The organism is Bartonella sp. W8151 (genome assembly GCF_016100385.1).
GTDB classification, from domain to species: Bacteria; Pseudomonadota; Alphaproteobacteria; order Rhizobiales; family Rhizobiaceae; genus Bartonella; species Bartonella apis.
This window is the reverse complement of the sequence record NZ_JACFSO010000002.1, coordinates 299,738-311,875: the sequence shown is the minus strand read 5'-3', so window position 1 is coordinate 311,875 and position 12,138 is coordinate 299,738. Positions and strand designations below refer to the sequence as shown.

General features: G+C 45.6%; 10 protein-coding genes. 6 read left to right on the top strand and 4 right to left on the bottom strand.

From position 1 onward, the window contains the following. Window positions 1–366: 366 nt before the first annotated feature. The gene (gene mnmA, locus H3V14_RS04260) at window positions 367–1,563 is read right to left on the bottom strand and encodes a tRNA 2-thiouridine(34) synthase MnmA (protein ID WP_198226879.1); all 1,197 of its coding nucleotides are present in this window, start codon (window positions 1,561–1,563) and stop codon (window positions 367–369) included. A gap of 344 nt (window positions 1,564–1,907) precedes the next feature. Between mnmA and H3V14_RS04255 the strand changes: the two genes are divergently transcribed. Beyond that, on the top strand, window positions 1,908–2,183 hold the full coding sequence (locus tag H3V14_RS04255) for a DUF1153 domain-containing protein (RefSeq protein ID WP_075868936.1): 276 nt from the start codon (window positions 1,908–1,910) through the stop codon (window positions 2,181–2,183). A gap of 911 nt (window positions 2,184–3,094) precedes the next feature. Further along, window positions 3,095–3,316: a hypothetical protein gene (locus H3V14_RS04250; protein WP_198226877.1), complete on the top strand. Its 222-nt coding sequence runs from the start codon at window positions 3,095–3,097 to the stop codon at window positions 3,314–3,316. 119 nt (window positions 3,317–3,435) lie between these two features. On the opposite strand, the gene H3V14_RS04245 is transcribed toward H3V14_RS04250, so the two are convergent. Next, window positions 3,436–3,822: a flagellar export protein FliJ gene (locus H3V14_RS04245; protein ID WP_075868938.1), complete on the bottom strand. Its 387-nt coding sequence runs from the start codon at window positions 3,820–3,822 to the stop codon at window positions 3,436–3,438. Between the two features lie 625 nt (window positions 3,823–4,447). Here H3V14_RS04245 and ctrA point away from each other — a divergent pair. Continuing rightward, entirely contained in the window at window positions 4,448–5,149 is a 702-nt protein-coding gene (gene ctrA, locus H3V14_RS04240; RefSeq protein ID WP_075868939.1) for a response regulator transcription factor CtrA, read from the top strand. Between the two features lie 753 nt (window positions 5,150–5,902). On the opposite strand, the gene chpT is transcribed toward ctrA, so the two are convergent. Beyond that, the gene (gene chpT / locus H3V14_RS04235; RefSeq protein WP_198212110.1) at window positions 5,903–6,532 is read right to left on the bottom strand and encodes a histidine phosphotransferase ChpT; all 630 of its coding nucleotides are present in this window, start codon (window positions 6,530–6,532) and stop codon (window positions 5,903–5,905) included. Between the two features lie 265 nt (window positions 6,533–6,797). Between chpT and H3V14_RS04230 the strand changes: the two genes are divergently transcribed. The 3 genes from H3V14_RS04230 (at window position 6,798) to H3V14_RS04220 (ending at window position 10,417) form a co-directional block, all read left to right on the top strand. Then, window positions 6,798–7,403 carry a DUF1134 domain-containing protein gene (locus tag H3V14_RS04230; protein WP_198212108.1) on the top strand — a complete coding sequence of 202 codons (606 nt, stop codon included), beginning with the start codon at window positions 6,798–6,800 and terminating at the stop codon, window positions 7,401–7,403. A 27-nt stretch (window positions 7,404–7,430) separates the two neighbouring features. Beyond that, complete coding sequence (locus H3V14_RS04225) at window positions 7,431–8,234, top strand: hypothetical protein (protein ID WP_198226875.1); 804 nt, start codon at window positions 7,431–7,433, stop codon at window positions 8,232–8,234. Window positions 8,235–9,094: 860 nt separating this feature from the next. Then, entirely contained in the window at window positions 9,095–10,417 is a 1,323-nt protein-coding gene (locus H3V14_RS04220) for an NCS2 family permease (protein WP_198222557.1), read from the top strand. 575 nt (window positions 10,418–10,992) lie between these two features. Here H3V14_RS04220 and H3V14_RS04215 read toward each other — a convergent pair. Next, window positions 10,993–12,111, bottom strand: a complete 1,119-nt coding sequence (locus H3V14_RS04215) for a DegT/DnrJ/EryC1/StrS aminotransferase family protein (RefSeq protein WP_198226873.1) — start codon at window positions 12,109–12,111, stop codon at window positions 10,993–10,995. Window positions 12,112–12,138: the final 27 nt, after the last annotated feature.

Genomic DNA, 12,138 nt, shown 5'->3' with positions numbered 1-12,138 from the left:
TAGTCCACAGGCCATTCGCAAGCACAAGCAACAAGACCTTTCTTGAACACGTTTCGTCAAACCTTCATCAGACACAGACGGTAAGGTTTTCCCGAACAACGCCACACGGTTTTCCGTGAACACCGACAACAAAGTTTATCCGGACGCGGGTGGGCTTTCTTCCTATACAATCGGCCAGGCTTTCTTGGTGAGAGTCGGGAAGGCTTGCATCAATACATGTTGGTGAAAACTTGCTTTGTGAAAAGCAGATATGTTTGGCCATAACAAATGCAAAGAGCCTTAAGCCTGGAGATGCAAAGATGTTGCTGCGGGCAAATGGTTTTGCCTGCCGGTTTTTTGTCTGTTACTTTGAAACGTCCTGAGCTATCAGGCCGCGGTGTTTTCACGTGTTTGATCGAGTAGGTTTTTAAGCATTGCCTCGGCACGTGCATCCCGTTCGGAACGGGTGATAAAGCCGCCGCCAAGAACGCGTGCATCATTGCTGTCATTATCATAAAGAACACAGGCTTGTCCGGGGGCAACACCGGTTTCGCCTTCCAGCAATTCAACCGTCAACACACCGTCTTCGACTTTCAAAATCGCCGGACGTGGCGGACGTGTGGAGCGTACTTTTGCAGCAACAACGATACCATCCTTCGGAAATTCGTCGATATTTTCGTCGCCCAGCCAATTAGCATCACGCAAAAACAATTTGCGGGTTTCAAGTGCTTCTCTCGGTCCGACAATGACGCGCGCATTTTCTGCATCAAGATAGACAACATAGAGGGCTTCGCCGGTTGCAATACCGATGCCCCGCCTCTGGCCAATGGTAAAATTGACAATTCCTTCATGGCGACCAAGAATGCGCCCGTCAATATGGACAATATCACCCGGATTGGCAGCTTCGGGACGCAATTTTGCAATCACATCCGAATAACGCCCCTGAGGAACAAAGCAAATATCCTGACTGTCATGCTTGGAAGCAACAGACAAACCCATTTCAGCGGCAATTTCACGAACATGGGGTTTTGCAAGATTGCCAAGCGGAAAACGCAGATAATCAATCTGCTCTTGCGTTGTGGCAAAAAGGAAATAGCTCTGGTCACGATTGGCATCAACAGGCCGGTATAATGCACGGTGCGCACCATTCGGACGGCTTCTTATATAGTGACCTGTTGCCAAAGCATCGGCACCAAGATTTTTTGCCGTCACAAGAAGATCGGCAAATTTCACCGTCTGGTTACAGGCAACACAGGGAATTGGCGTTTCGCCATGAGCATAGCTATCGGCAAAGGGATTGATGACCGCTTCACGGAAGCGGGCTTCATAATCCAGCACATAATGGGGAATACCCAAAGTTTCCGAAACACGCCGCGCATCCTCGATATCCTGACCGGCACAGCAAGAGCCAACGCGATGGGTTGCCGCACCATGATCGTAAAGTTGAAGGGTGACGCCGACCACATCATAGCCTTCTTTTTTCAACAATCCCGCAACAACGGACGAATCGACACCACCCGACATGGCAACGACCACGCGTGTGTCTTCAGGACGTTTTGGAAGATCAAGACTGTTGAGAGACATAAGCTTACCTTCTAACCCATTGGCGGCTTGTTGAAATAATATTGTGTTTTGAAACGCACAACGCAACCGCCGCTTCAAAAAAGAAACTCTAAAACGGGGCAATTTATGAAAACCCGTTTTCTCCAGTTTATAAAAAAACAAAAAAAAATAAAGTAGCGTTTTTTGTTCAAGTTTGTTTGATTACCGCATTTTTTAGTTAACCTACTGATATTTATCAATTTTAAATAAAAAACACAATTTCGCGCCTTGCTATTTGTTAAATTTCCGTTTCCACCTGTTTAGCTCTTTTTTAAAGCTCGGCGTTTATTGTCGCTTCAGGTCCTTGAATAAGAGTAGAGAGTACAATGACCGAGTTAGTAAGAACACGAGTAAAATACGTTATTGGCCCAGATGGGAGTCCGCTTACGATCACCGACCTGCCGCCAAGCAATACAAGGCGCTGGGTTATCCGTCGCAAAGCCGAAGTTGTTGCCGCTGTCAGAGGTGGCCTGCTCAGTTTAGATGAAGCCTGCCAACGTTATACTTTGACGGTGGAAGAGTTTTTATCCTGGCAATGCTCGATTGATGAACATGGTCTTGCGGGCTTACGCACAACGCGTATTCAGCAATACCGGCATTGATATGCTTGACCCTTCTTGCCTTGAAATATCAATAAGACAACCGTTTCTTTCATTTTAAGAAACGGTTGTTTTATATTAAGGCGATTTCAAGAATGCGGGATAAAAATTTTCCTGAAAATGAACACATGCGGAAACGAGGCTGCAAGTTCAAAACCTTGTTTCGAGACTCGCTACCACATTTTAAAAAACACTTTTTGCAAGACGCAATTCTGCAAAAAAATTACACGCCTTGGAAAATTCAATTGTTGCAGCATTGAAATCGCCTGTTTTCCCGACTTTTTGAAAATTTAACCCATTTCTTGTTTTTACAGATTCTTTTCGTTCTTGACTTTTAGAATTCGGATATCATTCTCTGCCCGCTTGAGGACTCTTCGTCTTTATTGCGGTCATTATTGCGCAAGTTTTCTCTGCCGGCTTTGGAGCCAAAGAAAAGACCATTCTGGCAGATTGCAATTCTTCACATTTTTTTAAAACTTTTTTAAAGCTCCTCCGGACGGGTGAGCGGTTCTTTTCCATCTTAGGGTCGTCCCCCACATCCTCTTTTTGCGCTTAAGACTCATTTTCTTCTCAAGCCTGTTTGGCAGGCGGAAGGGATTCCAAAGCTCTATTTCCGGTTAAGTGCGAGGCTTCCGTAACAAAGAAGTGATTTCAAAACTTCTTCTTAATTTAAGTGCGAGGCTTGTTTTCAACCTTGCACATCAAGCAGGCAATCACTTGTTTGAGCTTAATGCTTGGCGGGTAAAATCCTCAGCGCAAAATCGAAATAAGTTCCCAGCTGATCGCCTGATTTGTTGGAAAGACACGTTGATATAATCGGAAAAGTTACGGGATATGACCGGAATGATGATGTTCGGGTGCTCACAAAGCCCGCCTAAAGGTGAGAAACTGTTGCGAGGAACAATCCGGATGTAATGGGCAAAGATCAGGAAAAGCATGAAGATAAGGAAAGCACGAAAAAAATGGCCGGTTCTTCAACCGACCATTTCATGCCCGCCATCAGTAGGCACTGGAGAATAGTTTCGGGTTTCGTCCACGCTGTGTTGAAAGCGCGTTTTGATGAAAAATTAGTGCTTTGCCGAAGGTCCCGATTTTTAAATATCGTCAAAGAAACGGGAAAAACCGTTTTCCGTTAAAACGCTCTGTGCCCTTAACGACCGAAAGGTTAAAATATTCGCAACGTGTTTCCTTGAAGATGTTTGTTTTCGCCCACGACCGTCGAATTGGCGTCGAGGTGGAATTTAAAACCGCGGTCTTAACCGATCATCGAGCGGCTTTGGACAAACACTGCATCTTCATCGGGCAATGCCTTGCCGTCGCGTTCTTCCAAAGCTTTTGCACGCTCAAGTTCGGCTTCAAGCTCATGCAGCTTCATTTCGCCGGATGCTTTCTGGATTTGCAAATCACGGATGGAATTCATGAGGTTTTCGCGCCGTTGACGGGCCGCACGTGCAAAAGTGGGATAGGCAAAATGGTTGACATCGGTAATACCGGATTTGCGCTCTTCATTAACAATCTGCGCTTCCAACTCGCTTGCCATACGATTGAACTCGCCCATCATCATATCAAGTTGAGAAATCTGGCGACGTTTTTCGCGCACCTGGAACATCTTCAACCGAACCACACTTTCACGCGGTTTCATACGCAATACTCCTTGACTACCGTGAACAAAAACACGTTCACACCTTGATACTCATACACTCACCGGACAAACGGTTTATCTCCATTTGTTAAAGGAACCATGAACGCTCCCCGAAGAGATGGCAGGTTTGTTCACGGCTTTCCTCACCCGACGCTTATAACGAACGAAATCGGGCAGGATTTTTAACCATTTGTTTACGGTCTTTGAGCACTATAGCGGATGTCCCTTAAAGCTCGGTAAACAAAAGGCCATTTTCCAACACAAAAAAGCCTTTTTTGAAACCGGAAACAGTGAGTCTGTTGAATCGGTTAGAGCAATTTCTTAAAGTAAAAATTAAGCATATCTGTTCAGTTTTTATCACCTTGAATCAAGGTAATACAAGGTTTTTTTCACAAAATTTTATTAACTTCTTGCCAACGAGAATCATATTTTGTTAACCATTTTGATGCAGATTGGTTAAAGAGGCAACGAATTGTTCTGAGTGCTGCCGAAATGTAAAATCATGGTTTCGGTTAAAATCATGATTTTATGGTGTTTTTTAAATCAACTGTGCACGTTCATGGCGCAGTTGTTTGCATTGACCGCGATAACGCCTGATTCGGCTAGTGGAAAGGGGATATAGGATATGCGCGTTTTATTGATTGAAGATGACCACGCGACAGCGACAAGCATCGAGCTTATGCTCAAATCGGAAAGCTTTAACGTCTACACAACAGACCTTGGAGAGGAAGGTGTAGACCTTGGTAAATTATATGATTACGATATCATTTTGTTAGACCTCAACCTGCCTGATATGTCGGGTTACGAAGTTTTGCGCACTTTGCGTCTTTCCAAAGTCAAAACGCCAATCCTCATTCTTTCCGGCATGGGCGGCATTGAAGATAAAGTGCGCGGCCTTGGCTTTGGCGCCGATGATTATATGACCAAGCCATTTCATAAAGATGAATTGGTTGCCCGCATTCATGCTATTGTTCGCCGTTCGAAGGGACACGCCCAATCGGTGATTGCGACCGGTGACCTTGTTGTCAATCTTGATGCAAAAACCGTTGAAATCGGCGGTCATCCGGTTCATTTGACTGGCAAAGAATACCAGATGCTCGAACTTCTCTCCCTGCGCAAGGGAACAACTTTGACCAAGGAAATGTTCTTGAACCATCTTTATGGTGGCATGGACGAGCCGGAACTAAAAATTATCGACGTTTTCATCTGCAAACTGCGCAAGAAGCTGGATGCTGTTTCCGGTGGCGTCAATTACATCGAAACTGTTTGGGGTCGCGGTTATGTGCTGCGTGAACCGACAGAAGAACCGATGCGCGAAACTGCTTGATTTTTCTTAAAAATTTGGTTTCACGACAGATGATTTGAATAAATGCGCCGGAGACTTTTCCGTTTTTAAAAAAAGTCTTCGGCTTTCTTTTTTGCTTCACCTATAATGTTTCACCTATCATATTGGTGCACCATCATTTTTTGCCGGTGTTAAGGCTCTGTTTTCCGGCACCCAAATTTCTGCCTTTGCCTCAAGTTCCCGGCTATAAATTTTTCTGTTTTTTATCACTCATTATCAATCCTGCTTATCAATAAGGTGATCTTCCGCCTAAAGAAGGAAAATCCCTTTAATCAATTCTTATAAAAACTCAGAAGTTGTTTAACGATCCGGCATTTCCAAACTGGAGTTTTAAAAAAACGCGTGAAAGCACTCTTCAAATCAATTTTTAAGTGGCAATTGTTCAACGGATGGAAATTGCTTGGCTGTTCCAACTTTTAAAACGCAAGTTTTAATACTGGAAAAGAAAAATGCTTGAAGCTTTTTATTCATTCGCAAACGCAGCTTTGGAGATCGAACCAAAAGAAAAATTTGATAGGCAAAGCAAAAACCATTCGGCACGGGAAAATTATTTCGCCCTCGCCCGGCTTAGCGCCCGTCAACATCTGCTTTTTTTCTACAAGAAAAGGGGAATGATAGCATGAGAGAAAAACGTTTTGCCCATGCCGATTTTTTAACCGGCATGTTTTTTAAAAAAACGGTATTTTGCAAAAACAGTGCAAAATGCGATACAGAAATGTCCAAACAGTTCTCTTGTCAGCCGACTGTAAAAGTGATGATTTCCGGCTGGGCCTGAACACCGATTGTCATATTGGCCATTTGTGCCAAAAGCAAAGTGTAATAAAATTGTACGCTATGGGCATCAATCGGTTCTTCAGGAACCTGACCATTATATAATTCAAGGAATTTCGGCGGCACACGCAACATTTTTCCGCTTACCTTGAGTTGGAAAGCGCGTTTACCATTTTCTTCGCCGATCTCGACGACAATATCGCCACCGCGTGGAATGGAAAGGTTAGCCACCAGAACAAGATTGAGCAACAGCTTCACTTCATTCTTTGGCAAAAGTAGACGCGGTGCCTTCCAATCAAGATTGCCTTTTTCGTTTTCCATGTAATTTTTGGCAACTGTTTCGGCATCACCGCTATCAATCTCGCTTCCGGCTGATCCGGCCGCACCGAAAGCAATGCGGGCAAATTGCAATTTTGACGATGCATTGACCGCCGACATGCGGATGAGTTCTATGGCATCTTCCTGTGCGTCACTTTCGTCATAAAGTTCGACACCGTTATTGATTGCCCCGACAGGTGAAATAAGGTCGTGGCAAATGCGGCTGCATAACAATGCGGCAAGATCGGCGGGGCTCAAAGTGACAGCTAAAGGCATAATGAAAAACTCCAAAAACTACGTTTTGGCTTTGCTCTAAATCAAAACCCTTAAGATTCCATGGACAGAACTTAAAAAAATATGAACCGTTGAAAATTACATTTATCCCCATATTCTCCGGCTTTTTGCAAATTATCCCGCCTATTTTTAAGCGTTTTTATGGTTTTTAAGAATTTAAACAACTTTGCCCGTTAGAATCAGAAGAAACCGGGTCTTTGCATCATGAAAGACCCAACCATTGAGTGACCAGAAGAGGTGAAACACTATGACCGGTTCCATCCGTATTCAGTGGCGTAAAGTCGTTTTTCTCTTTGCGTTGGCTTTGTTTACAACATTGTTCGCAATTGGCGGATTGACCCCGTTGCAAGCTCAAACCCAACAGCAAAACGGGCGCTATACGGCTCAGGAAATTATCGATTCCGGACATCGCTTTTTCGGCGATGCTGCCGGCAGTATGGCCACCGCAATCGAAAAAGTATTTGCCAAATATGGATTGCCGAACGGTTATATCCTCGGCGAAGAAGGTTCCGGCGCCATTATCGGCGGGCTTACCTATGGTGAAGGCACGCTTTACACAAAAAATGTCGGCGATCACAAGGTTTTCTGGCAGGGGCCGACAATCGGCTGGGATATTGGCGGCCAAGGCTCGCGCTTGATGATTCTTGTTTACGAGCTTGACAGTGTCAACAATCTTTGGGGACGTTATGCCGGTATTTCCGGCTCTGCTTATTTTGTTGCAGGTGTGGGCTTTCATGTGCTTAAGAAAGGAAATATCCTTTTGGTACCGGTCAGAACCGGTGTTGGCGCACGTTTGGGGGTCAATATCGGTTACCTGAAATTGACACCGGCAGCCACCTGGAATCCGTTTTAAACATTTGTCGGGCATCCGAGGCCTTTTATGCTTATCCAGTCGGTACTGTTTTTCATTCTTGGCATAGCTGCCACGACACTCGTTCTAATCCTGCTTGCTCCGGCAATCTGGCGGCGCGCGCTTTATCTTGCCCGCAAACAGATCGCGCAGGGTGTGCCGCTCTCGCTCACCGAAATCGAAGCAGATAGAGATTTTTTGCGTGCAAAACAGGCAGTAGAACTCGTCAAGCGCGACGAAAAATTCGAGCGTCTTAGCGAAAAATATGCAAGTCAAAAGCGCGAACTCGATCACGCAAAAGAAGAGCTTTGGCGCCTGAGCGGTGCCGATGAACGCGCAAACTTGTTGTCGGAACAATTGGCAGACGGGCAAGAGGAACTTGAAACCGAAAAACAGCTTGTTGCCACACTCGAAAGTAATAAGGGAAAGACCGTGGAGGAAATTCGCGACCAATTGATTGAAGAGCGTAAAGCCCGAGCGGCAAACCGTATCGAGGACGACGAAATCAAACGTCTGGAAGATGAAGTTGCAACTTTGAAAAGCAAGCTTGCCGAAGCAACACAAGACTTGCAACAAAACAAAATCACCAAAGCCGATATGGATAAGCTGCGCGAAGAGATCATGGATACTGCGGCAAAATTTACGGCCAACGTTGCAATATCGGAAGGTGCATCTTCTCCCATTCCCGACCTTGTCAAACAGGCTCGCGGCAAAAAAAGCCTTGCAGCCCGCATCAAAAACGATTTGAAGGCAGAAAAACAAAAACAGAATAAAAGATCTGCCCCCAAAAAGCCTGCAAAACGCAAAACTGCAACAAAAGCCAATAAAATCTGAAAGCCCGAGAAGCCCCAAGCAAATAGTATGAAACAACCAAACAAAATCGTTTAAGAAAGATAGCGCCTCATCGCGCATCTGAAGCTTAGTTTGTTCGCCAAGCCTTATGACTATTTTGTTTATGGTTTCCAAACCGAAAGCTCGAGTTCTGCGAGAAGCCATAAAATCTTTGCTTGAAACAATTTCAGGTTTGAATTCCGGTTGAGCTCGATGATTTTCGGCAAGCTCCCCAATTTTGTTGTTGTGGCCTTTTTCGTTGTTGAAAACTCTTGTTACGCTATTTTGGAAAACCGGCTTTCCGTCAGCAGAAAGCCTTCAATTCTTTGCTCGTAATGGTTTTGAAATAAAATCCACCCCGGCTTATGTTTCAAAAGTGTCCAATTGCCGAAAAAACAAAGCACAGCGCTTTGAAAACGTCATGGCGTAAGCTTTTCCCGATTTGCCAAAAGCGCCCGAAGGCTCGTTTTAAAAAACCGGAAGAAGCAGTTTTTTCAGATAATGAAGCCTTTTGTTACACTTCAAGGAAGTCTGCATTAAAAATTACGAAGGTCCGGATTTATAAATATCAAAACCTTCTGTTCAGCTAGCCGGCTTTAAACTTTGGCGAACTGTTTTTAAAAAAATGCGAAGGCCACAACTGGTACGCATGCAGCCGCATTTTTGTGAGGAGATGTTCTTCCCCTCCCGAAACCGGCAACGATTGGCGAGAAAACTGTGAATCAAAGCCGATATGTTTGCCTTGAACACTTTTCCCCTTATAGCCTAAAGCCGACAAAATGGTATAAACGTAAAGCCGGACAGGTAGCGGCAATAAAACGGCAAAACCACCTTTAAAGGGTGATCAAATAGGGATCGGCAGGATGCTTGAGAAACTATTTCACTTGAAAGCGAACAATACGCGCATCGGCATTGAAATCGGCGCCGGTCTTACAACCTTCCTCACTATGTCCTACATCCTTGCTGTCAACCCCACCATTCTGGGGGCTGCCGGAATGGATAAGGGGGCGGTTTTTGTTGCGACCTGTATTGCTGCCGCAGTCGGCTGTTTCATCATGGGGTTGCTTGCCAATTGGCCGATCGGCATGGCGCCCGGTATGGGGCTCAATGCATTTTTTGCCTATTCGGTTGTCATTACTATGGGCTATAGCTGGCAACAGGCTTTGGGAGCGGTTTTCCTTTCGGGCGTTGTCTTTCTTGTTTTAACAGCAACCGGCGTCAGACAATGGCTGATTGCCGGCGTGCCGAAGTCGTTGCGCAGTGCCATCGGCGCCGGTATCGGCATGTTTCTTTCTATTGTGGCGTTCCAGAGTGCGGGCATTATCATCAATAACGATGCCACTCTTGTGGGGCTTGGCGATGTAACCAAAGCAGGTCCTGTGCTTGCCGGTATCGGGCTTTTTATTATTGTTGCGCTTGATGCTTTCAAAATACGCGGCGGCATTCTGATCGGCATTATCGCTGTAACCATTCTCTCTTTCATCTTTACCGATGACGGCTACAAGAGTTTTCAAGCGCTTGTTCATTCGGGCGGAATTGCACTTCCCCCCTCTGTTGCACCGACCTTTTTAAAGCTTGATATTGTGGGCGTATTACATACCGGTATTTTCCATGTGCTTCTGGTTTTCGTACTGGTTGAAATATTCGATGCCACCGGCACACTTGTGGGCGTTGGCAAACGCGCCGGTCTTATTCCCGACGATAAACCCAATAATCTCGGGCATGCATTGTTTGCCGATAGCACGGCCATTCTTGCCGGCTCCCTTATCGGCACCAGTTCGACCACGGCTTTTGTTGAAAGTGCCTCCGGCGTTGCTGCCGGCGGGCGCACAGGGCTCACGGCAATAACTGTTGGTGTGTTTTTCCTGCTTGCTCTGTTTTTTGCACCCGTTGCGCTTTCAATCCCCGCCTATGCCACCGCACCGGCATTGATTTTTGTTGCCTGTCTGATGATGCGTGAATTTGCCGAAATCAATTGGGACGACATTGTCGAGGCGGTGCCGGCAGCACTTACCGCTCTTTTGATGCCGTTTACCTATTCCATCGCCAACGGCCTTGCCTTCGGCTTCATCAGCTATGCTATTTTGAAAACAATTACGGGAAAATGGCGCGAGGTGCACCCTGCAACGTGGATTATCGCTTTCCTCTTCATCATACGTTTTCTGATTGAAGGCGGAGTGTTCTAAGGCTTCTATGCCGTTCTTCCGTCATTAAGGCAACAGGATTCAAGAGCGGATATGCCGTTCATCCCTTATTGAGACGGGGGATTCGACAAGGCTGATGCCCTCTCCCCCTCTTTGCAATAGAGCGCTCGCCAATCATGGCCGGTTCAGTCGTTCCGGTTGTCAGGCAGAAAGCGCAGGTTTTTATTCGAGTGCTTGGTCTTTTCCAAGCTTTTGCTTTTCATCCATTCATTGAACAGCTTGCCCGAATTCTGAAATCAATAAAGCTGAACGAATTTTTTTGGGGGACCAAAAGCGGGCCTCAAAATTTGCGGCCAATGTTTTGTTGAATAAGCGATTTCATCGCCTATCCTTTCACACTGGATAAAGACATGTGTGAAGAGAAAATCATCAAGCGGAATTGAAAAGACAAGCCCAATCAGAAAGACGCTTTTGAGACGAATAAATTCATTACGCGATAATTTTGTTACCAGATAAATTTGTAGCCCGATAAATTTTTTAGGGAATAAAAAAGACCGGTATGAAACCGGTCTTCTTCTTTATGTCTAATCGTTCGGTCGGCGATAGCAAAGCTGTTCTCACTTGCCGCAAAATTCCCGGATCAAGCCGATAATTTTGTCCTGATCGCTTTCCGGCAAATAAGGATGCATCGGCAAGCTCAAAACGTGATCGGCAGCATGTTCTGAAACCGGCAGGCCGCCTTTGGCTTGCGGAAAATGACGGTAAGCAGTCTGCAAATGCAACGGCTTGATGTAATAAATCATGGATGGAATACCGGCATTTTTGAGGTGCGCCTGAAGCCCGTTACGGTCTTCGACAACGATTGTGTATTGGGCAAAGGCCGAGCGCGACCCTTTTTCAATTTTCGGAGTTTTAACAACATCTTTCAAACCGTCGCTATAACGTTTGCCGATAACGGCGCGTTTTTCCATCTCGTCTTCAAGAATATCAAGCTTCTGCAGCAAAATAGCAGCCTGTATGGTATCAAGACGCGAGTTCAAGCCGATGCGCACATTGTCATATTGGGATGAACCTTTGCCGTGGAAATAGATTGAACGCAGACGCTCTGCAAGGTCATCATCATCGGTAAACATTGCGCCGCCATCACCATAACAGCCGAGCGGTTTTGCCGGATAGAAGCTGGTTGCGCCGACATTGCCAAAAGCGCCGCACATGGCATTTTCATGTTTTCCGCCAATGGCTTGCGCGGCATCTTCAATAACAAACAGGTTTTCTTTGGCAGCAACTGCCGAAATTCTATTAAAGTCGGCAGGAAGACCGAAGAGATCAACAGGAATGATCGCCCGTGGTGTCAGGCGGCCTTCTTTTTTGATCATTGCAATGGCTTCTTCAAGTTTTGCCGGATCCATATTGAAAGTATCGGGCAGAATATCGACAAAAACCGGTTCTGCACCGGTCAATGCAACAACTTCGGCGGTTGCAGCAAATGTAAAGCTTGGGCAGAAAACAGCATCTCCCGGTCCGATATTTTCAGCCATAAGCGGCATTAACAATGCGTCAGTGCCGTTCGAGCAGCCGATCACATGTTTGACGCCGATATAATCGGCCATACGTTTTTCGAATTCTTCGACTTCCGGCCCGAGAATATATTTGCCACTTTCAATCACATGGGCAATAGCCGTATTGATTTTATCTTTAATACGCGCCCTTTGCGCTCCAAGATCTATAAATTGCATATTCACTCCGTTGCTATAATTGTTTAG

What these genes read in the sequence shown, in the direction of transcription:
- mnmA (WP_198226879.1), bottom strand. Translation starts at nt 1,563, where the DNA reads ATGTCTCTCAACAGTCTTGATCTTCCAAAACGTCCTGAAGACACACGC.
- H3V14_RS04255 (WP_075868936.1), top strand. Translation starts at nt 1,908, where the DNA reads ATGACCGAGTTAGTAAGAACACGAGTAAAATACGTTATTGGCCCAGAT.
- H3V14_RS04250 (WP_198226877.1), top strand. Translation starts at nt 3,095, where the DNA reads ATGGGCAAAGATCAGGAAAAGCATGAAGATAAGGAAAGCACGAAAAAA.
- H3V14_RS04245 (WP_075868938.1), bottom strand. Translation starts at nt 3,822, where the DNA reads ATGAAACCGCGTGAAAGTGTGGTTCGGTTGAAGATGTTCCAGGTGCGC.
- ctrA (WP_075868939.1), top strand. Translation starts at nt 4,448, where the DNA reads ATGCGCGTTTTATTGATTGAAGATGACCACGCGACAGCGACAAGCATC.
- chpT (WP_198212110.1), bottom strand. Translation starts at nt 6,532, where the DNA reads ATGCCTTTAGCTGTCACTTTGAGCCCCGCCGATCTTGCCGCATTGTTA.
- H3V14_RS04230 (WP_198212108.1), top strand. Translation starts at nt 6,798, where the DNA reads ATGACCGGTTCCATCCGTATTCAGTGGCGTAAAGTCGTTTTTCTCTTT.
- H3V14_RS04225 (WP_198226875.1), top strand. Translation starts at nt 7,431, where the DNA reads ATGCTTATCCAGTCGGTACTGTTTTTCATTCTTGGCATAGCTGCCACG.
- H3V14_RS04220 (WP_198222557.1), top strand. Translation starts at nt 9,095, where the DNA reads ATGCTTGAGAAACTATTTCACTTGAAAGCGAACAATACGCGCATCGGC.
- H3V14_RS04215 (WP_198226873.1), bottom strand. Translation starts at nt 12,111, where the DNA reads ATGCAATTTATAGATCTTGGAGCGCAAAGGGCGCGTATTAAAGATAAA.